We start from the raw sequence: 25,173 nt of genomic DNA, 5'->3' as shown, positions 1-25,173 counted from the left end.
CGCGCGGTCTGCTCCGCAGACACGACGCGCCGCCGCTACGCGGCGGTTCCGGCGCGGAGCGCCGGAGAGCCCTCGGGCTCCGCCCGAGGTTGGGGCGCCACTCCGTGCCGCCCCAACTGACCAGCGCTCCGCGCCGGTCAGAGGTCTGGCCGCTCCGCGCCCAGACCCAAAAACGGCAGCGAGGGGGTGGGGACGGTGCTTCCGGTCCCCACGAACCTGACGATCCGCCACCCTTCCCCGATGTGTGCGTCAAACTGACACCCGGCTAGATTCTGGGATGACAACACACTCCCTCCCTCACTCCTGAGCCTGCGTCAATTCCCTTGCCAGCTCAGTTCTGGGCTCACACCACACCTCCCGCTCCGCTGCGCCATGAACAACCGGACCAAGGCGACACCCAGATGACATCGAAAAACGACATAAGCCTTCACCAAACAAACGACACCGTCCCTTCACCATCCCACGGATAACCCCAGCGCAAAGCCAAACGGCGCCATACCGCTGTAAAACCCACGACGCCTACCAGGGGGCCCGATCGCCCGTTCCGGCATGGAGGGTTGGGCTGCCTCCGGCAGACCGCTGTGCGGTCCGGGCGTGCCAGCGCCCGAGCGCGGAGGCCCCCGCCGACGCGCAACCTGACACCCCCGGCCCCCGATCCCCGAGGCCGCCGCGCCGCCCTAGCCCGCCCCCACCTTTCTCTCATTCGGGCAGGGAGAGCGGCAGCAGAGGGGATGTCAGCTCCCCTGACCACGCATAAGAGTCCTTCTGACCTGGGGGATTGGGAAGGCCGGCCGCTGGTCGAGGGTAGGGGATGACGCAGGAGATAGTGCAGGAGTCTGCGCGTGGGGTGGTGCAACAGATCAATGATGCTGTATTATGGAACATGTCGGAAGGGCTGGCCCCCTAACCGGCACCGCCGAACGTTCGTCAACAGAAAGGCGTGAGCGTGGAAATCGTCATCAGCGGAGGCAAGGTGGCTCCCAGCACGGACGAGATCACGACCCCTCAGGCCGTAGAGGCCCGCCGGATCGCCAATTTCCTCCCGCGCCCGGAACTCCTCCGGGACGCCGTCATCGAACACAACCAGGACGACAACACCACGTCAATTCGGTTCGAGACCACGGCCGGTCCCATCCGCATCCTTCTGCCGGTCGCCGAGGGATTTGAGTTCCACATCATCCACGACAGCGAAACCGGACCCCGAATTCTCGGAACGTTCCGAGGAGCATCCCTTTCGGTGCGCGCCATTGCATTCCGCATCAGTGAATTTCTGCGGACGCGCGGACTGAAGTAGGACGCAATCCCGGGGGCCCGGTAGACCGGGCCCCCGGGACAGCCCCCGCGCCTACACCAACCGGAGGGAAAGTTACTGTGAGCATGACGAGCATTGAGCCCGCCCACCGCGCCGTTCCGGCGACCGAGGGTGAGCGAGAGCAGATGGAGGCCGCTTTCCGGGCGGCGCTGGAACAGCTCCCCGAGAACACCGGTTTCCCGCACGACGTGTGCGAGTTGGCCCGGCCCCTGTTCGAGGTGGGATGGATCTCTGGCGTACGGGCAGGGCACACCGGGCCTGCGCTGGCCGACGTGCCCTTGCCGCCCCACACGTTCGGTGCGGCCCTGTCCAACGTGTCTGCTGCCCTTCACGCGGACAACGGCCCCAGCGTCGGGCAGTTGGTCAGTTACCACGGGTCGCAGGAGTGCTGCCACGGCCGCTACTGGGTGACGCGCATTGAGCGCGAGCTGGATCGCCGAGGACGGGAGTCCGTGCTCTACCGCCTCAGCGAGTCCAGGAACGGTGCGTTCGTCACTGCACTGACCGGAGTCCACGCGTGGAGCGTTACGGCATTGCCGCAGCACTGGCAGCAGTAAGGCCACACGGAAGGGAAGCCTGACCGGCCACAAGCCGGCGCAGTCGTAGCCGCAGGTCAGCAGGCCGCCCCAGGGGGGGCGCACCGGGGATTTAATCGGTTGTCCCGCCCCTAGAAGTAGGTATTATGGAACTAGTTCGGCAGGGTGGCCCCCTACCGGACACGCCGAAAGTTCGTCACCAGAAGGGAAGCCCCAAGTGGCTCACGAGATCGAGCAGTTCACCGACGGCACCGCCGCTTTCGCCTCCGCCAACACGAGCGCCTGGCACACGCTCGGCACCGTCACCAACGGCGCGATGACCGCCGAAGACGCCATGCGCATCGCGTCTCTGTCCGGCTGGAACGTGCGACTCCTCCCCCTCACCGCGACCGAGATCACGGCCGACGGAACCACGCCGCTGGAGGTTCCGCAGCACTTCGCGACCGCGCGCACGCACCCCAAGACCGGCCGCACGCAGACGCTCGGAGTGGTCGGCAGCGACTACCACCCCGTTCAGAACGAGGAACACGCCGAGTTCCTCAACCTGCTGGCCGATGAGTCCGGCGCGCACTTCGAGACCGCCGGATCGCTCAAGGACGGCCGTCAGGTGTTCCTGACGATGAAGATGCCGCAGGGTCTCACGATCGGCGGGCACGACGACGTTGATCTGTACATCGCAGCGTTCAACAGCCACGACGGAAGCTCAGCGTTCCGCATCGTGGTGACGCCGGTCCGGGTGGTGTGCGCGAACACCATGCGTGCGGCCATCCACGGGGCCCGCTCCTCGTTCGTGGTGCGGCACACCGCCGGGGCCAAGGCCCGCATCGCGCAGGCTCGTTCCGCCCTCGGTCTGACGTTCCGGTACGCCGAGGAGTTCGAGCAGGCCGCACAGCGCATGATCGAAGCCGAGATGACGCTCAGCGAGCTGAAGTCGGTGGTGGACGAGCTGTGGCCGGTCAAGGACAGCGACCACCCCCGCGCCAAGACCAACCAGCGCCAGCGGTGGGGAGCCATTGCGAACCTGTTCGAGCACGCCGACACCCAGGCCGGTATCCGGGGCACGCGGTGGGCCGGATACAACGCGCTCACCGAGTACGCCAACCACGTCGCCCCGACCCGGGGCAAGACCGACGCCGAGAAGGCGAACGCCCGCGCCGAGCGGGTCATCAGCGGAGCGGCGAACGACCTGATGGAGAAGGCATTCGCCCTCACCACGGTCTGACCCCCTGAACACCGGGTGGGCACCCCAACTCCCCCACGGGTGCCCACCCGGCCCCACCGGCCAGCAGTGGCCGCACCCGCCCGAGCGCGGAGCGCTCAACCCCGCACCGGCAGCGCGGAGCGCTGCCCGCCGGCCCCTGCCGCGTAGCGGCAGCGCGTCGCGTCTGCGGAGCAGACCGCGCGCCAAGAAACACGTCCGCCCCCCTGCGCCCAGGCCGCGCCGGCGGACGCCCAGCAGCGCGACACCCACCGCCCACCCACCGCCCCACGGAAGGCCATCCATGCCCATCCCGAAGTGGACGATCAAAGGCATCGTCGACGACTACGACACGTGCGGTTGCTGCGGCCGCCGCGGACTCAAGCGCACCGTCGCGCTCATGCCGCTGGACGCCGACGAGAACGAGGACGGTACCGCCGAAGACGTCGTGTACTACGGCACGTCGTGCGCCGCTGCCGCGCTGAGCTGGACGCAGGGCAAGGTGACCGACACTGCGCGCGCCGCCCAGGCCGAGCGAGACCAGCGCGACGCCTACGCCCGCCGGATGATCAGCATCTACGCCCCGGTCGAGTTCGCCCCCGTCCGCGACAAGGCCCGCGTCTACTACGGCCGCAACCCGCACCAGCGGGACACGGGCGTGAAGGCGACCGAGGAAGTGGCGAAGCTGCTGGACAAGGCCCGCGCCACGCTGGCCGACACCACCACCGGCCCGGCCCGCCCCTCGCGTATCGAGGACTTCCGCCGCTACCTCGTTCTCTTCACCAGCGACGACCGGATCTTCCTCGTTCAGCGCGTGCCGAAGGAGGAGGCCGAGCGCCAGGAGCAGGCCGCCGCCGCCCAACGCCGCGCGGACCAGATCCGGGGCAGCGTCCGGGTCGTGGCCGCGCTGGACGCCGAGGCCGCGCGCGACGTCGCGTACGCCGACGAACTGACCCGCGAGTGGAACACGAAGGCCTGGCAGGCCGCCCATGCCTGAGACCGCCCCCGCACCCAGGTTGTTCATCGGGAGCCGCGTCACCTACCACGGCAGCATCACCGAGATGCACGACCGCCCCCTGTACCTGCTGCCGTGCACGTGGTTCGGACACTGCGACGCCTGCTGGGAGCAGGACGACGAGTTCGGCGAGCAGCACCCGTAAGAGCGGGACCACTTCATGGCGGTCGACCTCACCACCGACCGCCGTTTGCACCACGCACGCCGAGCGCACCTGACCCCGGTCCCGCACGAGTGGCCCGCAGACGCCGTTCCGTTCAACATCAACGGCTACTGGTACGCCGCCGCGTACACCACGGCAGGCGGACTCGGCCGGGCCCGGACGGTGCACTTCTACACCGCAGAGGACTTCATGGGGCGCACCTGGTGCCACTACCGGGAGCCCGCGCCCGACATCCGCCGCCTGGACGAGTTGGGCCGCCGCCGCCCCGTCATCTGACCAGTGCCCGCGCGCCACGGCGTGCGGGCACCCCCGCCCGCCGCGCGCAGCCGGCCCCTACCCGTCGCCCCACTGGAGTCACTGTGCCGAACCCGCAGCCCGACCAGTCCGCCCGCGCCGACCGCCGCAGCCTGCCCTACCCCGGATACGAAGCGATCACGGCAGCCCGCCGCCGCGCGCACCTCGCATTCGCCCAGCTCTTCAGCGCCCTGGGGGCTGGACGGCACCGTCTGCACTACGCGGCGCTGGACGTTGACGGCCGGTACCGCCTGGCCAGCTCCACCGTCACGGTCACGACCGCCCCCGCATGGCACCTGGATGCCGACCCGGACGAGTTCGCCACCATCGAGGCCGCCGTGACGGCCGCCCTGGAGGGCAGCTGCACGGTCCTGGCCACCCTGGTGGTGCAGACCGACCAGGCACCGAACCCGGCTGTCTGCGGGTGGCGGATCGAGCGCGGATGGCTGCACGGCATGAAGCCCGCCGCCGTGCAGGCCGCCGTGCGGCCTTGCGGGGACGGCTCAGCACCCCTTGCCCGCGCATACCCCGCCCCTCTCCTGCCGGACCCGTCCGTCACCGGCTGAGGGCCCCGCCCGGCCCGGCGAGGGCTGGGCCTCCCAGCACCTCGCCATTCCCGTGCGCCCTGTGAGGAGACACCCTGTGATCACCATTGCAACCCCGTCCGGCACCGTCCGCGCAGTTCCCTCCGAGGCAAAGGCCACCGGAGCCGTGCTCTACACTCTCACCGGCGCAGCCACGGGAACCGTCCACGTGACCGCGACCAGCCGCCCCGACCGATGGGACCGCTTCGACGCCGTCCGCGCCAGCCTCGGATCCGCCAGCGCGCGCGAGCTCCCCGCCGAGCCGCTGGTACGTATCCGCGGCCGCGCCTACCAGGGCAACACGGTCCGGGTGCTCGCCCACTCCGCCGACGTGCCCTGGGGATGGCTCGAACGCGACCTGACCGACACCGACGAACGGCCCGCTCCCCCGCAGGCCAGCCAGACGCTGACCGCCATCCTGCGCGCGTGCGCCGGCCACTACGCCGCGCGCAACGACTTCCCCAGCCTCCAGCACGCGGCCCGCCTCCACGACACCCCGCAGCTGCGGAGGTGGCTGGACGCGATGATCTCGCACGCCGAACGGGCGCGGGCCCGCTGGCTGGAGGAGGCCGAGGCGCACCGGGTCCAGGCCGCCCGCAGTCTGGCCGCCTGGTGGACGCTGGCCCGCTGGTTCACCGCCCGTCCGCACCCGGCGCTCGCACTCCTACTGGCACAGGGCCCCGAGAGCCTGGCCCACCGCGCCGAGTACCTCCCGAAGTGGGCCGCGATCAGCACGGGCGCAGCCGAGGACGAGGGCCGCCGCCTGGCGCTCTTCCGGTCGGAGCGCGAGGGGTTGGCCCGGCCCCTCGCGCCGCCGGAGAGCCAGGACCGGCCGTACTTCGTGATCGGTCAGTGGAAGGGCGGCGGCGACGTCGACATCTGGCACGTCGAGGAGGCCCCCACTGATCCGGGCGAACTGTCCGACCTGTGCGAGCAGCACACCGCGGACGCCGACGACGCGTTCGGCAGCGTCGAGATCGTCTACGCCGCCAGCCCGGAAGCCGCAGCCGAGCAGGCCCGCCGTGAGGCGAGCGAGACCAGCGAGCGCATCCACCGCGAGCTCACCCACCCCTAGGCCAATACGGCCGTCGCTCCCCGGGGTGGCCTACCGCCAGGCCGCCCCGCCCCCCGCTCCTGACCACACGAGGAGAGACGACCCGTGGCAACGTTCGCGCACGCCACTCCGGAACGCTGCGCCCAGCTCGGCCGCGCCCTCACCGCCGCCGGCCTTGGCTGGAGCGACAACGGCCGCCAGGACGACCCGCAGTTCCTCACCTACACCGTGACCGACGCGCACGGCCGCACGTGGCAGGTCAGCCCGGCCACCAACTTTCAGATCTCCCCGTCCAGCCCGGGGCAGATCTGGCAGGGCAGCTGCGCGGCCCTGATGACGAGGTCCCCGGTGCTGTCTGCCCGCCTGGTGGCGGAGCACATCAAGGACGTCCCGGCATGAGCAGCCCACCACCGCCGTTTAGGCCCGATGACTTCGAAGACCGGTGCGAGACCTGCAACGCCCCGCCCGGACAGCTCTGCCACCCCTGGTGCGACACCGGCTACACCGCCGAGGACGCCCGCGCCGACGCCGAGCGCCACGCCGCCCAGCGCGATGCCAAGCCCCCTGCGCCGTAGGCGCACCGCCCGACTCCCCCGCCCTCTCACCTTCCTCGAAGGAGACCCCTCATGGAACTGTCCACCCCCGCCGGCCTTGAGTCCCTCGCACGCCCGGTTGCCGAGCAGCTCGGCGCCGACCGCACCGAGAAGGACGGTGACACCGGCCGGGTGCGTGTCGTCTACGCCGACGGCCGCGCCCTGGAACTCAGCCCCGACCGCCCTGGGACCCGGATCACCGTCACCGCGGTTCTGCCCGAGCAGGCCATCGCGCACGGCATCGAGGTCAAGCCGATCACGGTTACCGCCCTGCCCCGCCCGCGCCCCAGCGAGTGCCAGGCCAAGGCCACCGCGCGACACACGGCCGACCACATCCGGCGTCGGCTGCTGCCCGCGCACACCGCCGCCCTGGCCGAGCTGCGCGAGCGCACCGCCCCCCAGGTGGCCACGTTCCAGCGTGCCGAATCCGCCCTCGCCGGATTCCTCGACCGCCCCGGGGGCGGGGTGGCGATCTCCGAGCAGCCGGTACGCCGCCCACTGGGGCTGACCACCCGGTGCGCCGTCGCCTGGTGGCACACGCTCGACGGCCCCTCCCGCGCCGTGGCACCGTTCATGGCCGACGCCCTGCGCCGGGCCGGCCTGGCGACGACGGAGCCGCACGGCAGCGGCCACGTGTTCTTCGCCGAGCCCCTAGCCGCACCCTCCGGCACCCGGTTCCGGATCACCCCTGCCGCCGGGGGCGCAGGGTGGGACCTGGTCGACGAGTTCACCGGCGCCTGCGTGCGCACGTACGACGACCGGGAGTGGGCCCAGGGGATTGCCGAGAGCGCGAACGGTGAAGAGGACGCCGTCCGGCGCGCCCAAGTCGCGTCCATGGACCTGCCGGGACTGTCTGCAGACCTGATCGAGGAAAAGCGATTCCGGACCTTGGCAGTGGAGTTGGCAACCGCCGGGCACATGCCCTACGGCCTGACCGACATCGACTACACGCAGACACCGGGATTCCACATCTACCCCAGCGCGGAGCCGGGCAGGGTCAAGGTGGCGCGGCTGCTGGAGCCCTGGGGAGCGATCCGGCCCGGAGCCCGCTTCGAGGCCCCCGAACGGGAAGTCGAGCGCTACGACAACGACCTGGAGGCCTACGCGGAACTCCTTGCCGGGGCCGGCCGCACGGTGGTCGTCATGCTGGACGGCATCCAGGTTTCGTACAACGACCCGCCGACCAGGCCCTGATCTGCGCGTTCCGGGGTGGGGCAGCCCCGTGAAAATCGGTTGCACCACCCATTGTAAAAGGTATTATGGAACACGAAGGCGACGGGAGGGGAAGACGCCTAGCGGGCTGCACCGCGGCGGCCCCGCCCACGGACCGAACGCGCTGCGGCAGGGCTGCGCCCCTCCCCCCAACCACCGCATCCGCACCCGCATCCGCATCCGCATCCGCATCCGCACCAAGAGAGGGCACTTACGTGACCGACGCGACCAACACCCCCGAGTGCCGCCAGCACGGCCCCATGACGCTGCATAACGGCGCCCAGTCCCCCGCACAGCGCTTCACCGGCACCTGGTACCCCTGCACCGACGCGACCTGTCGGAGCGCTGTCCTGTATCCGTCGGCCGAACTGGTCGCCGACCTCGAATCGCAGGGGCGTCCGGCGAAGGCCCCCCTGACCATCACCCACACCCGCGCTGAGGGGACCTTGCTGTCCGGCTCCGTGGTGGGTGACGGAGTGCTGGAACTGCTCCAGCCGTTCCGCTTCCGGGGCTCTCCCTCGATTGGGATCTACCTGCGCGGCTCCCGCGACCGCCGCGCCGACCTATACCTGATCACCCGGGCAGCCGACGCCCTGCGGGAGGCCGGCCACCAGGTGACGGTCGAGATCGACGAGACCCAGCGCCGGGCCTTCGCCAAGGCCGAGGAGGACCGCGCCAACCGTGCAGCCGGACGAGCCGAGTACTTCACGGCGCGGGCCGAGCGCTACCAGACCTCGTCGGACGCGAAGTGGGAACGCGGGCGCGAGATCACGCGCGGGTACGCGGGCGAGCCGGTGAAGGTCGACCACTACTCGACCAACCGCCACATGCGCGACCTGGAGCGCGCGCACCGCCTGTTCGGCCAGTCCGTCCAGGAGCAGGCGGAGGCCGACCGCTGCGCGGGCCGCGCGGCCACGGCCGAGCACTACGAACAGCACCGAAAGGACCCGGGGGTGACGCTCCGCCGCCTGGAGCGCCTGCAGGCCGACCGGCGCCGAGTCGAGCGCCAGCAGGCGCGGACGGTCGAGGACGCGGAGGCGGGCAAGCTCACCGTTGAGGCCTTGGTCGCGGCCCTTGTCCGGCTCGACGCCGACCACGCCGACCTGTGCGACGAGATCGGCGCATGGGAGCGGGTCATCGAGCAGGCCGAGGCCGAGGGCGTGAAGCTGTGGGGGCCGGACGACTTCCAGCCGGGTGACTTCGTGCGCTCCGGCAGCCGCCTGCTGGAGGTTCTGCGGGTCAACAAGAAGACGGTCACCGTGCCGGGCGGGCCCGAGGCCGGGCCGGTCGTGTCGAAGGCCAACCGCCTGTACTCCTGGAACGGAAAGCTCCCGTACGACAAGGTCACCGGCCGGGTGAGCGCCGAGGAGATGCGGGCGCTGCTGGCCCAGACGGAGGAGGAGACGCAGCCGGGCGGAGCCGATCCCGCGCGCGCGCAGGACCAGCGCAACGCCTGAGTGCGTGCCGCGCCGGCCTCCGCGCGTCCGGCCCGCTATCTGCCGGTCGAGGCTGCGCCGTTGACGGTGGGGCAGCGCTGAGGAATTCGGTTGCCCCGCCCTTGTTATTAGGTATTATGGAACATAATAGATCGAAGCGGGCGAGGAGACGCCCATGGACCTGCGCAACATCACACCGCCCACCCCCGAGGAGAGGCTCCGCCATGCCCCGATCTGCACCGCCCCCACCGCCCGCGCCGGCCCCCGCGGCTGACAATGACCGCCGGTGTGTCGACTGCGGCGTGCCCTGCACCGAGCAGGTGACATCCTTCCCCCGCATCGGGGGTGGAACGCGTGCCGTGTACGCCTGCTCCGTGCACGCGGCTCGTCGCCGCCGGAGGCCCTGACCTGCCTATTTGTAGGCAAGGCAGCGCCGAGAAATTCGGTTGCCCCAGTCCGCGAATGCAGTATTATGGAACACGTTGAGAGGGTGGCTCCCTCCCGGCACCGCTGAACGTCCGTCAACGCAGCACAAGGAGGCCAGACATGGCCACAGCCACCACCGCCGACCAGACAGCCGAATCCGTCTCGGTCGACACCGACGAGGAGAACCTGACCGTCGTCCTGCTCGACCCGGACGCGATCGTGCGCGACGAGTTCAACGCCCGCGAGCACGACACCGAGCCCGACGCCGACCTGATCAACTCCGTCAAGGCCGTCGGTGTCCAGGACCCGGTCAGCGTCCGCCCCCGCCCGGACGGCACGTACGGCGCGTTCAAGGGCTGGCGGCGCACGCAGGCTGCGCAGATCGCCAACGCCACCGCCGAGGCGGAAGGCCACGCCAAGCGGCCGATCAAGGCGTACGTCCGCGCCGACCTGGTCGGCCGGGACGCCTGGACGCAGTTCCTGTCCCTGATCGAGAACCACCAGCGCCAGGGCATGTCCCCCAAGGACACCTTGAAGGCCGCCGAACTGTCGCTGATCGGGATGGACGAGGTCGAGCAGAAGAAGGCCGCGCGCGCCCTGGGCCTCAAGCGCGGCACCGGCAAGCGGCTCGGCCGGGCCCAGCAGCTCGACGACGCCACCCTGCGCCGGGCCTCTGCCGGGGGGATGGACCTCGAACAGATCGCCCAGCTCGCCGAGGTCGAGGATGTGCCTCAAGCCCAGGACCGCCTCCTCAGGGCGCTGGCCCGCGATGCGGCGGAGGAGGGCGGCGGGCGCGGCCACTGGGACCAGGAACTCGCACTGCTCAAGGCCGAACAGGAGGACCGCACCGCCCGCAAGGAGGCCGTCGCGGCTCTGGAGAAGGCGGGCATTCCCCTGCTGCCCACACGGCTGGCGTACGGGGAGAAGGACGCCGCTCAGCCGCTGTCGGAGCTGACCACGCCGCTGGGCAGGCCGTTGGAGGAAGACAGCCACAAGGGATGCCCGGGCCACAGCGCCCGGCTCGACGACGAGAACCGGCCGGTCTGGTACTGCGCCGACCCGGCCGAGTACGGCCACAAGGTGCGCCCGAAGCCGAAGCCGACGAAGACGGCCGAGGACGAGGAGAAGGCCGCCGAGCGGGCCCGCACCACCGCGTGCAACCGGGCCTGGAAGGCCGCCGCCGGGCCCCGCAAGGAGTTCGTCACCCGGCTGGTGCGCAGTAGCAAGGCCCTGCCGGAGGATGCCTGGCGGTTCGCCCTCGGGGTGCTGCTGGACCTGCCCCCCTTCTACGGCAAGTGGGCGCAGCGGCAGGAAGCCGAGGACGTGGCCAGCTTCCTTGGCGTGAAACTGCCCGAGAGCCCCTTCGAGCGGGTGCGGCTGTCGGATCTGGTCACCCTGTCCAAGGCCCGTACGGCGCATGTGCTGTTCGCGCACGTCGCCGCCGCTTTCGAGCGCGACATGCGCGAGCCGAAGGGCTGGAACGACGCCCGCATGCAGGTCCGCTTCCTGTGGGAGGACCCCACCCCCCAGCAGGCCGCCTACCTGCTGCTCCTGGAGAAGCTCGGCCAGGACGACAAGGGCAGCTACCGGCTGTCCGAGGTCGAGGAGCAGGCCGTCGCCGCGCACCGGGGCGACGACGCCGACGGCGAACCCGCCGCCTGACCTTCCCGCCAGGCTTCACACGCACGCCGCGGCCGGGCACCGACGGTGCCCGGCCCCCGGATCACACTCCCTCAATCCCCATGGAGTCCGCCATGCACAACTCCGTCCCTGGCGAGCCCACGCCGCCGGAAGGCTGAGAAGACCAGGGAGACCAGCCGCTCACCCTCGACGTGCTGCGCCAACTCGTCGGCAACGAATGGGCCGGCCTACCGGGCGAAACCCTGGTCGTGCTCTCCCGTGACACCGAGGGCAACCTCTACTCGCCGTTCAGCACGTACGCGCACGGCCGCTACTGCCCCGTCTACGACCTGACCGGCGAGGTCTACCCGCTGGAAAGCGAGCTCGCGGCAGACACCGAGCAACGCGAGCTGTTCCCGAAGATCCCGGCCAACGCCCGCGCCGCCCTGGTGCTCTACCCGCTCGGCTGACCACCGTGCACCCGGCGGGCACCGCATCAGCCGGTGCCCGCCCCCGGCCCGCCTTAAGGCATCGGTTCCCGCCGGGCGTGACAGACGCCCGGCCCATCCCACACCACAGGAGAGGGGACACTCCCATGCCCACCCCTGCCGAGGTCCGCGCCTTCATCCGCGAACTGCCCGACGTCGCGTCCGTGGCTGTCGTCCAGGAGGCAGCCACGAACCGGCTGCTCCAGCTGGACGCCGACCAGCGCCCCGTCATCACGCCCGGCCGCACCGGGCGCATCACCGCCACGATCCGTCCGGCCTGCCTGCGCCTGCTGACCGGCACCGTCCAGCAGCCCAACCGCACGGGCACCCGCTTCGATTTCCTGCTGGACGAGGCCTCCACCGAGCGGCTGCGCCTGGACCCGAACAACGGCACCCGGTTCCGCATCGCCAAGGACGAGAAGCGCTACCGGCTCGCGAAGGTCCCGGCCTCCTGCATCGAGCTCACCGACACCCCGGCCGACTCCTAGACCGCCCCGGAGATCCGGGGGCAGCGCTCTTTCGCTGCCCCCGGCCCCGGCCCCTCCATCCCGTCCTCACCCGCAACTCCCGGGAAGGGAGCCCCATTCGATGAACCGCGCGATCCCCGTGCGCTGCCTTGCCCGGCCGCTGGCCGGCGGACTGGTCGTGCCGTACGTATCGCTGATCCACAACGGGCACGCCGTACTCGGCAGCCTCGCCGCCGACCGGGCCCGGCATGCCTTCCTTCAGCGCCTGTGCCAGATCTGCTCCCAACCCCTTGAAGAGCGGTTCTTCGTCATCGTCCGCCCTGCCGACCAGCAGCAGTCCTACTCCCCCGAACCCGCGCTCCACCCGGAGTGCCAGCCCTACACCGCGGCGAACTGCCCGATGCTCAACGGCACCGCCAGCCACTACCGCTCCCGCCCGGTACTCGCCTCCCATCCTGCGGCCCGCCCCTGCTCGGACCCGTCGTGCCCGTGCCCTGAGCTGACTTTGGACGAGGGCCACTCCGCCCGCAGCGGACGGCCCGCTGACCGGTACGAGGCATGGATGATCGCTGCCCGGCACTACAAGCTGGTGTTCCGCCAGGACGCGCCCGACGTCCCCGTCGGGATCAGCCTGGACGTGCCCATCCTGCGCAAGCGCGTCCTGCGTGAGGCCGCTCTGCCCTCCGACCACGCCGCCCTGCTCGACCTTCTGCGCGCCGCCCTGGGACTGGAGCAGCCCTAGTACTCCAGTAAGAGTTCTCCATTTACCCTGGTCAACGGCTTGGGAGTGGGGAGTGTAGCGGGGCTGGGGTGTGGGTGGCGCGGTGTTCGCCGTGCCGTCCCACCAACGGGTGGCCGCGCCGCATGTAGTGACACCGACGCGGACAGTCCACCCCCGTGATCGATGATCTGCCGACGGATGTGTGGGACCGGGAACTCAACGAACTGTTCCTGCGGATCGGGGGCCGCTTCACCCGGGTGGAACCCCGGCGCCGGATGCGAGACTACGTGTGCGGGCTGCTCGGCCCGGTCGGCCGCAAGAACAGCTGGCAGCTGGCCGAGTACGCCGGGCACCGAGCGCCCCACGGCCTGCAGCACCTGCTGTCATGGAGCCGGTGGGATGCCGACGGGGTTCGCGACGACCTCCAGGACTACGTCGCCGAGCAACTCGGGGAAACCGATGGCGTTTTGATCATCGACGACACCGGCTTCGTGAAGAAGGGCACCGTCTCCGCTGGCGTCCAGCGCCAGTACTCCGGCACCGCCGGGCGGACGGAGAACTGCCAGATCGGTGTCTTCGCCGCCTACGCGACCAGCCGCGGCCACACCCTGGTCGACCGGGAGCTCTACCTGCCCAAGTCCTGGACCGATGACCGGGACCGCTGCCGATCCGCCCGGATTCCCGACGACCGCACCTTCGCGACCAAGAGTGAGTTGGCACGGGCAGTGATCACGCGCGCCTTGGCGTCACCCCTGCCCGTCGCCTGGGTTACGGCCGACGCCGCGTACGGACAGGACTCCCACTTCCGCCGGTTCCTCGAAGACGCTGGCCTGTCCTATGTCGTGGCCGTGCCGAAGTCCCAGCAGGTCCACGGCCCGCGCATCGACCACCGCTTCGGCCAGGCACCGGCGGAGGCCTGGCGGAGGCTGTCCGCCGGCAGCGGCGCGAAGGGCGAGCGCTTCTACGACTGGGCCGCCGCACGCCTGCCCGCCGTCTGGGAGTTCGACGGCGACGAACCCACCCGGCAGCGCTGGACGCTGGCCCGCCGCAGCACCGCGAGACCCGACGAGATCGCCTACTACCTCGCCTGCGCGCCCTTGGACGCCACCATCACGGACTTGATCAGGGTTGCCGGCTGCCGCTGGAAGATCGAGGAGTGCTTCCAGAGCGCGAAGAACGAGTGCGGCCTGGACCAGTACGAGGTCCGCCGCTATGTCGGCTGGTAGCGGCACATCACACTCGCCATGCTCGCCCACGCGTTCCTGGCGGTGATGGCCGGCCAGGAACGCGAAAAGGAGGAGCCGATCCCGACACGCCCGACCTCGTGGACCTCACACCGGCCGAGATCCGTCGTCTGCTGGCAGTTGGACCCCGCCACCGTCCTGCGGACCGCAGCCACGCCATAAGGTGGTCGCGGTGGCGGCGCCGCCATCAGGCACATGCCCGCCAGTATCACTACATGCGGCGCGGCCACCCGTTGGTGGGACAGCACGGCGAACACCGCGCCACCCACACCCCAGCCCCGCCACACTCCCCACTCCCAAGCCGTTGACCAGGGCAAATGGAGAACTCTCACTGGAGTACTAGTCCACGAGTTCCAGTGCGTATGGCATCGCCGGCCACTCCGGCATCCAGTCTGTCTCGATCTCCCCTGCGAGCATTCGGGGGAACCATTCGCCGAACTCCATGTCCGTGTCGTACCAGTCCGCCCAGCCGCGCCGGAACGCCGACACCGTCCAGCGACCGCCGCCGCGGTCGATCAGGAAGAGCTGGTCGCCCTCGATGGTGTTTCCCCATACCAGTGCCCCTCCGGGCGAGGGCAGGACCCGGTGCGGAACGGTCCGCGAGTCCTCCAGCTTCCGGCCCATTCCCGCTGCATAGGAGCGCAGGTTGCGGGCGCCGCAGAAGAAGAGGTACTCGCAGATGAGGACATCGCCGTAGGTTCCCGCGACGGAGACGAAGTCGGGCGGGAAGTCGACGCCCCACTCCTGCGCCACTGCTTCGATCAGCGACTCCTCGTCGGAGCGGATGGGCGGCCCAAGTAGCGACGAGAGGGCGGGGGGCTCAGTGCACTGGGTCATTACCACACTCCATGCTGACAGTGACTGCCTGCGGCCGTCGGGTTGTTCTTGATCACGCATTCCATCTGGACGTCCCCGGAGGTGAAGTATTCGAGTGCGGTGGGCACGGTCGAATTCTTGTTGCCGTAGATCGGGTAGGCCTCCACGTAGACGCTACCGCCGCTCTTGACGGCGTTGACCACCGGATCCTCCGCATGGTCGTACATCCACTGATTTGCCTCTTGGTACATCGGCACGAAGTTGCGCGTGTCACGGTTGGAACCGCCCATCGCGTAGCCGATGAGATGTGCTCGGGCCCGGTTGCTCGCGGGGAGCGAATTCAGCCCGGGCAAGGCGAAGCCGAGCTTCGGTCGGGGGGGCGGGGTGTAGTTGGCCTGAGTGAGCTGAGCGAACGCACCGGTGGCCACGCACTCGCCGGCCTGCTTGTGACGCGGCAGGTAGACGATGCCCGGGTTTGTGAAACCGGCTCCAGTGTTGCAGGGGTCCTTCTTCTTGCTGTCATCGTCGTCTCCCGTGCAGTCACCTGTGGCCACACAGACAGCTGCCGTGCTGAGCCCGGCTGTGATGGCCGAAGCTGCGTTACGGACCGAGTTGCCGATGTTGATCTGGGTAGTTGGGGGCTGCGCGGCTGCCGAGATCGAGTTGATGATGAGCTTGGACTTGCCGATGGGCGCGGTGATCTTGATGGCGTTGGCCCGGATGGCGGCACGGCGAGCGGCCTCGGCGGCGGCCCGGGCGGCTGCCGCGGCAGCCGCCGCTCGGGCGGCTTGGGCCGCGCTGACACCGCCACCCCCGCCGCAGTAGCCGCAGGAGCCACCACCACCGCGGCCACCGCCGCCTCCCGAGGAGCCGCCACTGTCGGCGTGGTGGCCACCGTATCGGTGCTGGCAGTAGCTCGACCAAACCATGGCGCACACGTTGGTGCTGGTAGCTGTGCCCGCCTGCGAGGCGGCGTACGACGAGCTGCTTTCGTGGGTCAGTGGGCCGTAGTTGTCCTGGTACTGCTGGTACGCGTAGTAGCCGCCGGCGGCGATGAGCATGCCCGCGGCCACCACCGCCGCGCACTCCCAGCACAAGATCGCGCCCGCGAGAACGAGCGGATTGTGCCCGCTGGGGTCGGTCTCGGTCAGCGGAGCGTCGGTGGCATAGGCGTACGGATTGGCGTTGGCGCTTTCACCCACGGCCGGGTTGTCGACGGTGTCGGCGGAGTTGAAGCTGCCGGCGCCCGGCGTGTACCAGCGAGCGTGCATGTTGACGTTACCGGTGGCCTGGTCGGTGAACTCGCTCTGATAGCCGACGGTCCCGGTGAGCGTAGAAGCGATCGTGGTGCCCCACGGGTCGTAGCTCGCGGAGCCGGTCAGGGACGTGCCGGTGGCGGCGAACTGACCGATGACGTCGTTGTGCAGGTCGGTCCAGGCCAGCGTGGCGCCGGTCGCCGAGGACTCTGCGATGAGGTTGCCTGAGGCGTCGCGGCTGTAGGTGGCGGTGCCGTCGGAGGCGATGGTGTTGTCGGCACCGGAGTAGCTGAGGGTCTTGGAGCCCGCTGTGATTGCCCGGCCCAGGGCGTCGTACGAGTACGAGGTGGAGCCTGCGGTGATCTGCTGGCCGTAGGCGTCGAAGGTGTACGTCGTGAGGTCCTTGGCCGCCAGGGTTCCGCGGGCCGTGTAGCTGTAGCTGTGTGTGCCGTCCGAGATGAGCTGGTCGCGTGCGTTGTAGGTGTAGTTCGTGGAGCCGGCGGTCATGCGGTTTCCGTCAGCATCGTACGTGTAGCCAGTGGTGGAGGAGCCGGAGGTCCAGGAGGTGAGGCGGTTTGCGTAGTCGTAGGCGTAGGTGTTCGTCGAGCCGCCCTGTACGCCGGTCGTGGTCTTGCCGGTGAGGTTGTCGTTGCCGTCCCAGCTGTAGGCGACCTTGGCGATGGTGCTGCCGGAGGCGGTGCTCAGGGTGTCGGAGGCCAGCCGGTGCAGGGAGTCGTAGCCGAAGCCGCGTATGTCTCCAGAGGTCCCGTAGGTGATGGACTTGGGCTGGGACAGGGAGTTGTAGAGGTACGTCAGCGTCGCGCCGGTCACCGCGTCGGTGTCGGTGCTCAGCCGGCCGTCGGTGTCGTAGGTGTAGGTGCTGGTGCCCGAGGCGTCGGTGCGGGTGAGCGGGGCCTCGTCGGAGTTGTAGGTGAAAGACGAGCTGCCTGCCTGGCCGGACGCGGTGAGGATGTCGCCGAGGGCGTTGGTGTTGTAGTACTCCCAGGTGTCGCCGACCGCGGTGGCCACCAGGTCCTTGTTGAGGGAGTACCGGAAGCTGCGGGGGGCGGTGGCCGCTTCGGCGCCGGTGCCGCTCTGACCAGTCAGGTCGTCCAGGGCGTCATAGGTGTTGGTGAGGGTGACGCCACCCGGGTCAGCCTGGGTGACGAGCCGGCCGCGCTCGTCGTAGCTGTAGGTGCTGGTCCTGTCGGCAGAGCTGGTGTAGCCGGCGACAGCCGGAAGGACCTTGCTCGCCCGCAAACCGTGGGAATTGTAGGTGTAGTAGGTGGTGTCCCCGTTGCCGTCTGTGTACGCGGTCTGGTGCCCGGCTGCGTCGTAGCCGAACCGTGTGGTGATGGAGACGGTGTCGCTGACCGGTTCTGTCTGCTTGGTCAGATCGCCGAGTGCGTCGTACTCGTAGGTCACGGTGTGCTGGCGGGCGTCGGTGACGGTCTTCAGGTCACCGTTGTCGGTGTAGGTCGCTGACGTCGAGGACAGGGCGGTTCCCCTGGCGTCCAGGTTCGCTGTTGCAGTCTTGCGGCCTGCTGCGTCGTAAGTGGCGGTCTGGGCGGTCTGGTCCGGCAGGACGGTCTTGGTGACGTCGTCTCGTAGGTCGTACGTGTAGGTCGTGGTGTCGCCGGTGGTGTCGGTGACGGCGTGGGTGCGGCCGAGTGCGTCGTAGGTGTACGTGGCGGTGACGCCGCTGATGGAGGCTGTGCTCGCGACGTTGCCGGCTGTGTCGTACGCGGTGTCGGTTTCCTGCTTGGTCTGGGCGCTGGTGGAGGTGTAGACGTAGGCCCAGGTGCTGGTGTCGCGGCCCAGGTCGTCGTAGGTGTGGTGAGTGACGGAGCCGTAGGGCGATGTCTCGGTCAGCCGGTGGCTACCAAGGTCGTAGGCGTAGGCGTAGGTGCCGCGGGTGGCGGTGCCGTTGATATCGATGGCGGGATTGGTCTGCTGGACCAAGTTGCCGAACTGGTCGTAGCTGTAGTCGGTCTGGCCCTTGGCGTCGGCCTGGCTGAGGACATCACCGTCGGCGTCATAAGTCCACGCAGTTGTGGCGGACGTGCCGTTGTACGAAGGCAGAGTGCTGCCTGTCCTGCGGCCGTCGCGGTCGTAGGCGGTGGCGGTGATGTTGCCGTTCGGATCTTCCGTCTCGGTCTGCTCGCCGAAGGTGTCGTAGCCGGTCAGTGTGGTGGGTGCGGTCTGGCTGGTGGTGCCGTCGGCGGGGTTGGTGGTGGTGACGGTGGGCGAGACGGTGCTGACCCGGTTCCCCGCCTCGTCGTAGCCGTAGCTGTACACCCCGCCGCCGGGGTCGGTCATGGTCTCGACGCGGCCGAGTATGTCGTAGGTGTAGCTGGTGGTCAGCAGTGTCTGGGAGCCGACGTGCTGGACGACGGTCTTGGGGTCGCCGGCCGGGTAGTACGTGTACGTCAACAGCTGCTCGGGATCGCCAGCGGCGTCCGTCTCAGTGGACGACAGGACATGACCGTCTGTGTCGTAGGAGTAGGCGGTGACGCGATTCGCGCCTGAGGGGTCGAGAGCGCTGGTCAGTAGCCTGTCGTCGGCGTCGTAGCTGTGCTGGGTGGTCAGTGTGCCGTTCTTGGTGACCTGGCCTGTCAGGTTGCCGGCCGGATCGTAGCTGTCCTGTTCGTCGACGTAGGTGGTGCCTGCAGAGCCGGTGTCGGTGACCTGCTGGGTCAAGTCGTTGTCGTAGTAGGCGTACGTGCGGGTGGCGCCGATGGCGTTGGTGACCGTCTGCAGACGGCCGCCGGTGTCGTAGACGCGCTTCTCCAGCAGTTGAGATGCGGCGGTCTGCGGCGTGGCGCCGGAACCGGTGTAGTTGTCGAGAGTGGTGGTCAGCAGGTGGCCGTCGGCATCGTAGGTGTAGCTGTATTCCTGGCCAAGCGGCAGCGTCTTGGTGGCGAGGTTGCCGTAGGAATCGTAGGTGTGGTGGGTCTGGTAGTTCATGGGGTCGGTGCTGGTCTGCACCTTGCCGTGGGTGTCGTAGGTATACGTGGTGGTCCGCGGTGCGTCACCACCGGTGGTGTCGGTGACGGTGGTCTGCAGTGTGTTGCCGTCGGCGTCGTAGACGTAGCTGGTCTGCTTGGTGTGCACGACCGAGTTGTCGATCGCGTCGGTGGTTCCTGGGTCGGTTTCGGTGAGCACTCGGCCGAGCGAGTCGTAGGTATAGCTGGTGGTCCGGTAGTTGACCTGCTTGGTGAGGACACGCCCAAGGTTGTCGTAGGTGTAGAAGGTGGGCATACCGCGGGCGTCGATCACCTCGGCCGCGTCGCCGTTGTCGAAGTATCCGTAGTTGGTCTCGGCGCCGCTCGGGGATGTGGTGGAGCCCAGCAGACCGGCTGGGGTGTAGGTGCCCGGGATCCAGGCTGATGTCGTGGCCGTGGTGTAGACGTTGGTCGTGGTCAAGCCGCTGGCGTGCCCGGTGACTGCCGGCGTGGTACTGGTGAGCTTGTTGCCGTTGCCGTCGTAGGTGTAGCTCGTGCGGTAAGTAGTGTCGGTTGCGCTGGACGAGCGACCGTCGGACGAGGTGAGCATCTCGTCATTGCGCGGGTCGGTCACTGACGAAGTGTTCAGGTAGTAGGTGTAGTAGGAGGTGGAACACTTGGACGCGGAGCGGTCCTGACACGTGGTACGGGAAACGACGTTGCCGCGAGCATCGTGACCCGTCGTGGTCACGTTCCCGTTGGGGTCGGTGACCGTGTAGAGGAAGCCGTTGGTGTCGTAGCCGTATGAGGTGGTCGCGCCGGTGCCGTCGGTGTGCGAAAGGATGCGGCCACCGCTGGAGAGGTCGAAAGTGCTCGAGATGGTGTGGTGCCCTGGGTCCGTGACCTGGACTGTCTCGGTGGCGATCGATCCGGACGCGGACTTGTAGGCCGACCAAAGCGCGGAGACCTGCGCAGCGCTCAGCGCGTGGGTGTAGACGGCCGCTTCGGCCAGGGCTCCGGCGTAGTAGACGGTGACGTTCGCCGGCAGGCCGTCCCAGCCGGATCCGGTGGTGATCGCCCCCAGGTACAGGTACGGCATGCCGGTGATCGCGAGGCTGGTCGGTGTGGTGGTCGCGGCCTGTTTGCCGTCCAGATAGAGCACCTGCTTGGTGGCGGTAGCGGTGAGCGCCGCGTGGTGCCATTTGCCGTCGGTGACCGTGCCGGAGGACGCCATCTGGGTGGCGCCGCTGCCCCAGAACTTGCCGCGGAGTTTGCCGTCGGTGCCCACCCACAGCACGGGGGCCCGGGAGGTGGCGGAGACGCCGGCGGAGATGGTGTCTGACATCATGCCGAGCAGGACGCTGCCACCGGTCGTGGTCTTGAACCAGATCTGCGCGGAGGCGCCGGACGAAGCGGTGCTGAGGTCTTGCGGCAGGCTGACGTAGGAGTCGGTGCCATTGAAGGTCCCGGCGGTGGGCGCGGATGTGTCGGAGGCGGTGAAGGGGCCGTCGACGCCGAGTGTGACGTTGTTGTAGTCGCCGTCGTCGCCATTGACCTCGTCGTCGGCGTACGCGGAATCGCTTTCGTCGCCCAGGCGCCAGTATCCGATCGGGTCCGCGCCGAGCACGGCCGCGCGGTAGACCTGGTTCGAACCGGCGACAGTGGGGTCGGCCAACGCGTAAGTGCCGCCGTTCAGGTCGGTGACTGACGTGAGCCGCTCGGCGGCGGTGTCGTAGGAGACCTGGTTCTGTACGGCGCCGGAGGGGAGCGTGGCCTTCGTCAGCAGGGCCGCCGGGTTGGTGCCGGTCGTGTACAGGGCGCTGACCTGGGTGGCCGTCAGCTGGTGGTCGTACACGGCAGCATCAGTGATCGAACCGGTGAAGTGGTTGTAGCCACGCGCGGGCTCACCGGGCCATGCGCCGGAGGAATAGCCGGCACCGACGAAGTCGTACGTCTGGGAGAGGTTCTGGATCGTGCCGCTGACCGAACCCTGGGCCGCGCCGTCCAGGTAGAGCGTCTGGGTGTTACCGGCGGCCGACATCACGGCGTGGTGCCAGGCGTTGTCGTCGACCTTGGTACTGGACGCGAGGCCCTGGATGGAGCCGGTGTAGAAGCCTCCGTGCAGCTTGCCATCCGTGCCCACATAGAGCGAAGCGGTCGCGTTGCTGGGCGCGGTCGAGGCGCCCATGTCTGCGTTCTGCTCGGTGAACAGCAGGCCGCCATCCGTGCCGGTTTTGAACCACATGGAGACCGCGAGGTAGGTCTGGTTGGTGACCAGTGACTTGGGCAGGCGTACGTAGGCCGAGGTTCCGTTGAAGCTCGTGGACGTGGCTGTGGAGCCGCGCAGTGGGTTGCCCGAGGCGCCCGCCGTGGCGTTCACGTAGGTGGCGGCGTCGGTCTGCTCGTTGGCGAGCACTGCGGACGCTGCGGTGCTGCTACCGGCCGACTCATCAAGGCGCCAGTAGGAGTGGGGGGCGGCGTCCAGCGCTGCCTGGGGATAGTTCGATCCCGCCTCATAGGCGTAGCCGTAGCAGGACGAGGACGCGGTGATCGAGGCGGCCGCCGACGGAGGGCACACTGAGGTCAATTGGTCACCGGTGTAGCCGTAGGTCCACACTACCGCGGTGCTCGCATCGCCAGCAGTGGCGTCGTCCGTGGTCACCGTGGACACGTGTGCGTGTGCCGCACCCGCAGGCGTTGTCCATGCGACGTGCAAGGAGCGTTGGGAGACGTTGTTCTGGACCTGAGTGAGCTGATGCGAGGTGTTGTACGTGAGGCTCTCCGACAACCCGGCGTGCGTGGTGATCTTAGACAGCAGCCAGGTGTTCGTGCCGCCCGAGGCACCGAAGGTGTATGTGGTGCCGGTGGTGTCCGTCAGCGAATAGCCGCCGCCCGATACGGCGACCAGCGTCGCGTAGGTGCCTGTCGGCGGCGTGTAGCCGGAGACGGAGTACCCGTACCTTTGCTGTCTGCCGCCTTGGTCCGTGATGACGACGTTCTTCGAGCCGTCGTCGTCCATCACGGCCCGCATGTCCGCCAGCGACGACCAGCCGGCTCCGAAGGCGCCCGAGGTGCGGACGTCCAGGGAGTTGTAGTCACGCACCACGTCCAGCGGCGGTCCGGCCGTGGCCACCGAGACGTCCTTGGTGCTGGTGGTGAAGTTGCCAGCCTCCTCGTCGTAACCGTGGCCGGAGTTCTGGGCGAGCCGGGAGGCGATCAGTGGCTGGGACACAGTGGTGGAGAACGTCTGTGCGGCGCTGGTCTTGGTCGACCAGCCGTCGTAAGCGGAAACCGTCCAGTAGTAGTTGCTGCTCCAGGCCAGCTTGCCGGACGGGACCTGCCAGTTCGGCGTGGAGTGGTAACCGGACTCGACGAGCTTGGTGCCCGACGCGTTGTACACGGCGAAGTTGTAGGTGAGCGCCGAGTTGGGCCAGTGGTCAGGGTCGGTGGCCTGCACCTGCAGCTCGGGGGTGAGTGTCGGCGAGGCGTAGCCGGAGGCAGGGTAGGTGTGCTGGACGTCCGGCACGCTGTTGGGCGTGTAGGTGATGTTCACGTACGGCGCGTGGCTTGTCACGTGTGCGGAGTCGAATTGCTTCCAGCTGGTGGAGTCGGTGCCGGACGAGAACAACGCGAGCCCGTTGTTCGCAGTCCTGCCCAGCGCGATGTCCTGGAAGTAGCTGGTCGACAGCGACGTGTACTGCCACTGGCCGGTCGAGGAGTCCAGTGAGCTGTTGGAGCACACGGTAGACGAGACGGTGCCCGACCAGGTGCCGATCGCTGCTGCGGTCGAGGGCAGGTCCGACCATGACTTGCTGCCCGACACGCTCCACGAGGACGAGATCGGGTACACGTGGTAGGAGGTACTCGATCCGCAGGTGGCCGCCCAGATGTCGAACACCACGAACTGGGCGCCGGTGATGTGGTAGCCGTTGGCGTTGGGCAGGCTAGGTATCTTGATCAGCGCCTCGCCGATGTGGGCGCCACCGTCGTAGGTCCCGACCTTCATCACCGAAGTGGAGGAGAAGTCCTCTGAGTACGGGTACTCCACGTAGGTGGTGTCGTTCTGCCCGGACGTCGACAGGGCAACCGTCGGGTCCACCGTCACCGGGAACTTGATCTGCGGGTTCTGCAGCCACGAGGGGTCGAGTGACATCTTCACGGCCGGCGTTCCGTCCACCGTGGTGATCGAGTAGCTGACCGCCCAGTTCTCGTGGTGCTCTCCCGAGACCGGATCGACGTAGGAGTCGAAGGCGTATGCCTTCGGCAGCGTCGCCACCACGGCACCAGAGCCGTCGACCAACTCGATCGTGCCGTCACTGGCCGCAGACAGCGACAACCCAGACAACTGCATCGGGAACGTCCACGACGTGGCCGCTGAAGCGGAGCTGAGTATCAGCGACTCCTTGACCCCGTCCGGCGTCGTCTGCAGTACCAGATCGGTATCGGGAAGGATGGAGTCGTACTCGGCGGAAGCTCCCGAGACCGCAGCCGTTACGTCGTTCGCGCCCTGGAGCGACCATGAGATCGATTCCGACGGCGAGACTGTCATCGTCACCAGCGGCCCCGTGGACGAACCACCGGTCACTGTGGAGTCAGCCTGCGCCGCCCGTGTGAACCGCCACGGCAGACCACGGCTTGTTGCCGGCGCCGTGTATGCGGCGCTCCGAACCCGTGTCACCGATGACGGCGCAGCCTGCCGGGAAGGGGAGGAGGGAACAGCAGGCCCGTCCGAAGCATCGCCTGAGCCAGGCGCGAAGGACACGCCCAGAGAGTTTGCCCTCTCGTACCAGCGACCGTCGCCGGACTTTCCCAGACGCAGGTCGATGGGACGCCAGTCACCGTGGACGTCCTTGTAATTGACGTCGTGTTGGAAGACCTTGCGGGTGAAGGAACCGTCAGTGTTTTGGTAGTAGTCGAACTTGGCCCCGGACTTCGACGCCACCCGCTTCGACGACGTAGCGTCGAAGCCTGCGTGGTGCCTGACCGAAGGACCGGCGGCCGTCCGCGGCGCACGGTAGGACGAGGCCGGCGGAAGCTGGCCCTTGCCCTTCCCCGGTTTCGAGCCCGAAGGGTGGCCGGTACCGGTGCGTGCGCGGCGCACGTCCCGAGCCGTGCCGGTCGCCGAGGAGGGCCCCGCTCCGTCCCGGGCGGCCAGCCACCTCGTCAGACCTGCCATCACTGAACCGAGGGACGGCGTCGACCGAGTCGCGGCGAACGCCGCCGCGTCCTGCGCCCAGAACGCAAGCAGCACGGAACCGATCACTATCCAGGACTGCCAGCGTACAAACCGGCGCACTACACACCAACCTTCGAATCGTCAACCCGACGCGCCTCGCGCACCGTTTCATCCGACGATCACGACGCAGGCGGAGCACAGTTATGCGGAACTCCCAGAGGTTGAACAAGATCACATACACGTTCTTGACCCTGATGTGGAGAAACCTTGATCCAAGGCCAGATGATCTCCATGCAATACGCCTAAGTTCCCAACATGGTGCTCAGCTTGGCGCAAAACCATGTCGTTCGCGCCGATGCAGGTGCACCTCTGACGGTGGCACTCGGACTGCACGTCCCCCTCCCTCTGAACAGCTCAGCTGGCGAGCTAGGATCCGGGCGCCAATACAGGAACAAGGGGAGGGACACGCAGATGCGGCTACGGAATGTGCGCAGAGCAGCAGTCCTGGTCGTGTCCGCGGCCGTCGCGGTTGCAGGGGCAACGTGGATTTTCCTGGCAGTCGATCACCACAGCAACCGCTCAGCACCGCCGCGGCCCGTGTCCATGGTGGACACCAA

General features: G+C 68.7%; 18 protein-coding genes and 1 pseudogene. 17 read left to right on the top strand and 2 right to left on the bottom strand.

All coding sequences use genetic code 11. The features are described from left to right. Window positions 1-946: 946 nt before the first annotated feature. The 17 genes and pseudogenes from ACZ67Q_RS36510 to ACZ67Q_RS36430 form a co-directional block, all read left to right on the top strand. Window positions 947-1,294, top strand: a complete 348-nt coding sequence (locus tag ACZ67Q_RS36510; protein ID WP_471190977.1) for a hypothetical protein — start codon at window positions 947-949, stop codon at window positions 1,292-1,294. An 83-nt stretch (window positions 1,295-1,377) separates the two neighbouring features. Further along, window positions 1,378-1,869, top strand: coding sequence for a hypothetical protein (locus ACZ67Q_RS36505; protein WP_471190975.1), 492 nt, complete (start codon window positions 1,378-1,380; stop codon window positions 1,867-1,869). A gap of 196 nt (window positions 1,870-2,065) precedes the next feature. After that, on the top strand, window positions 2,066-3,070 hold the full coding sequence (locus tag ACZ67Q_RS36500) for a DUF932 domain-containing protein (RefSeq protein ID WP_471190973.1): 1,005 nt from the start codon (window positions 2,066-2,068) through the stop codon (window positions 3,068-3,070). A gap of 280 nt (window positions 3,071-3,350) precedes the next feature. After that, the gene (locus tag ACZ67Q_RS36495; protein ID WP_471190971.1) at window positions 3,351-4,043 is read left to right on the top strand and encodes a hypothetical protein; all 693 of its coding nucleotides are present in this window, start codon (window positions 3,351-3,353) and stop codon (window positions 4,041-4,043) included. Next, window positions 4,036-4,206 carry a hypothetical protein gene (locus ACZ67Q_RS36490; protein ID WP_471190969.1) on the top strand — a complete coding sequence of 57 codons (171 nt, stop codon included), beginning with the start codon at window positions 4,036-4,038 and terminating at the stop codon, window positions 4,204-4,206. Before ACZ67Q_RS36495 ends, ACZ67Q_RS36490 begins: the two co-directional genes overlap by 8 nt. Window positions 4,207-4,221: 15 nt before the next feature. Beyond that, entirely contained in the window at window positions 4,222-4,500 is a 279-nt protein-coding gene (locus ACZ67Q_RS36485) for a hypothetical protein (RefSeq protein ID WP_471190967.1), read from the top strand. Window positions 4,501-4,583: 83 nt separating this feature from the next. Then, on the top strand, window positions 4,584-5,084 hold the full coding sequence (locus ACZ67Q_RS36480; protein WP_471190965.1) for a hypothetical protein: 501 nt from the start codon (window positions 4,584-4,586) through the stop codon (window positions 5,082-5,084). Window positions 5,085-5,160: 76 nt separating this feature from the next. After that, window positions 5,161-6,177, top strand: coding sequence for a hypothetical protein (locus tag ACZ67Q_RS36475; protein WP_471190963.1), 1,017 nt, complete (start codon window positions 5,161-5,163; stop codon window positions 6,175-6,177). An 84-nt stretch (window positions 6,178-6,261) separates the two neighbouring features. After that, window positions 6,262-6,555: a hypothetical protein gene (locus ACZ67Q_RS36470; RefSeq protein WP_471190961.1), complete on the top strand. Its 294-nt coding sequence runs from the start codon at window positions 6,262-6,264 to the stop codon at window positions 6,553-6,555. After that, the gene (locus tag ACZ67Q_RS36465) at window positions 6,552-6,731 is read left to right on the top strand and encodes a hypothetical protein (protein WP_471190959.1); all 180 of its coding nucleotides are present in this window, start codon (window positions 6,552-6,554) and stop codon (window positions 6,729-6,731) included. Before ACZ67Q_RS36470 ends, ACZ67Q_RS36465 begins: the two co-directional genes overlap by 4 nt. A 51-nt stretch (window positions 6,732-6,782) precedes the next feature. Further along, on the top strand, window positions 6,783-7,943 hold the full coding sequence (locus ACZ67Q_RS36460) for a hypothetical protein (protein WP_471190957.1): 1,161 nt from the start codon (window positions 6,783-6,785) through the stop codon (window positions 7,941-7,943). A gap of 278 nt (window positions 7,944-8,221) precedes the next feature. Next, window positions 8,222-9,418: a DUF3560 domain-containing protein gene (locus ACZ67Q_RS36455; RefSeq protein ID WP_471190955.1), complete on the top strand. Its 1,197-nt coding sequence runs from the start codon at window positions 8,222-8,224 to the stop codon at window positions 9,416-9,418. Window positions 9,419-9,943: 525 nt separating this feature from the next. Continuing rightward, window positions 9,944-11,485 (top strand): ParB/RepB/Spo0J family partition protein, encoded by a 1,542-nt coding sequence (locus ACZ67Q_RS36450; protein WP_471190953.1) that lies wholly within the window; start codon window positions 9,944-9,946, stop codon window positions 11,483-11,485. A gap of 170 nt (window positions 11,486-11,655) precedes the next feature. Beyond that, on the top strand, window positions 11,656-11,913 hold the full coding sequence (locus ACZ67Q_RS36445; protein WP_471190951.1) for a hypothetical protein: 258 nt from the start codon (window positions 11,656-11,658) through the stop codon (window positions 11,911-11,913). 125 nt (window positions 11,914-12,038) lie between these two features. Then, window positions 12,039-12,419, top strand: coding sequence for a hypothetical protein (locus ACZ67Q_RS36440; protein ID WP_471190949.1), 381 nt, complete (start codon window positions 12,039-12,041; stop codon window positions 12,417-12,419). Between the two features lie 100 nt (window positions 12,420-12,519). Continuing rightward, window positions 12,520-13,140, top strand: coding sequence for a cell envelope biogenesis protein OmpA (locus ACZ67Q_RS36435; protein ID WP_471190947.1), 621 nt, complete (start codon window positions 12,520-12,522; stop codon window positions 13,138-13,140). Between the two features lie 167 nt (window positions 13,141-13,307). Next, window positions 13,308-14,342 (top strand): annotated as a pseudogene (locus ACZ67Q_RS36430) (IS701 family transposase); the annotation flags it as partial. 360 nt (window positions 14,343-14,702) lie between these two features. On the opposite strand, the gene ACZ67Q_RS36425 reads toward ACZ67Q_RS36430, so the two are convergent. Continuing rightward, on the bottom strand, window positions 14,703-15,200 hold the full coding sequence (locus tag ACZ67Q_RS36425) for a hypothetical protein (protein WP_471190945.1): 498 nt from the start codon (window positions 15,198-15,200) through the stop codon (window positions 14,703-14,705). Continuing rightward, window positions 15,200-23,929, bottom strand: a complete 8,730-nt coding sequence (locus ACZ67Q_RS36420) for a LamG-like jellyroll fold domain-containing protein (RefSeq protein ID WP_471190985.1) — start codon at window positions 23,927-23,929, stop codon at window positions 15,200-15,202. The genes ACZ67Q_RS36425 and ACZ67Q_RS36420 overlap by 1 nt, the downstream gene beginning before the upstream one ends. Window positions 23,930-25,173 lie beyond the last annotated feature (1,244 nt).

This window comes from Streptomyces sp. NPDC036813, assembly GCF_055609245.1.
Note: the sequence above shows the minus strand (reverse complement) of the source record. Positions and strands in the feature narration are given on the sequence as shown.

Excerpts from the sequence above, each read along its gene's own strand:
- ACZ67Q_RS36505 (WP_471190975.1), top strand. The coding sequence starts at position 1,378 with ATGACGAGCATTGAGCCCGCCCACCGCGCCGTTCCGGCGACCGAGGGT.
- ACZ67Q_RS36495 (WP_471190971.1), top strand. The coding sequence starts at position 3,351 with ATGCCCATCCCGAAGTGGACGATCAAAGGCATCGTCGACGACTACGAC.
- ACZ67Q_RS36490 (WP_471190969.1), top strand. The coding sequence starts at position 4,036 with ATGCCTGAGACCGCCCCCGCACCCAGGTTGTTCATCGGGAGCCGCGTC.
- ACZ67Q_RS36485 (WP_471190967.1), top strand. The coding sequence starts at position 4,222 with ATGGCGGTCGACCTCACCACCGACCGCCGTTTGCACCACGCACGCCGA.
- ACZ67Q_RS36465 (WP_471190959.1), top strand. The coding sequence starts at position 6,552 with ATGAGCAGCCCACCACCGCCGTTTAGGCCCGATGACTTCGAAGACCGG.
- ACZ67Q_RS36460 (WP_471190957.1), top strand. The coding sequence starts at position 6,783 with ATGGAACTGTCCACCCCCGCCGGCCTTGAGTCCCTCGCACGCCCGGTT.
- ACZ67Q_RS36455 (WP_471190955.1), top strand. The coding sequence starts at position 8,222 with ATGACGCTGCATAACGGCGCCCAGTCCCCCGCACAGCGCTTCACCGGC.
- ACZ67Q_RS36450 (WP_471190953.1), top strand. The coding sequence starts at position 9,944 with ATGGCCACAGCCACCACCGCCGACCAGACAGCCGAATCCGTCTCGGTC.
- ACZ67Q_RS36440 (WP_471190949.1), top strand. The coding sequence starts at position 12,039 with ATGCCCACCCCTGCCGAGGTCCGCGCCTTCATCCGCGAACTGCCCGAC.
- ACZ67Q_RS36435 (WP_471190947.1), top strand. The coding sequence starts at position 12,520 with ATGAACCGCGCGATCCCCGTGCGCTGCCTTGCCCGGCCGCTGGCCGGC.
- ACZ67Q_RS36425 (WP_471190945.1), bottom strand. The coding sequence starts at position 15,200 with ATGACCCAGTGCACTGAGCCCCCCGCCCTCTCGTCGCTACTTGGGCCG.
- ACZ67Q_RS36420 (WP_471190985.1), bottom strand. The coding sequence starts at position 23,929 with ATGACAGTCTCGCCGTCGGAATCGATCTCATGGTCGCTCCAGGGCGCG.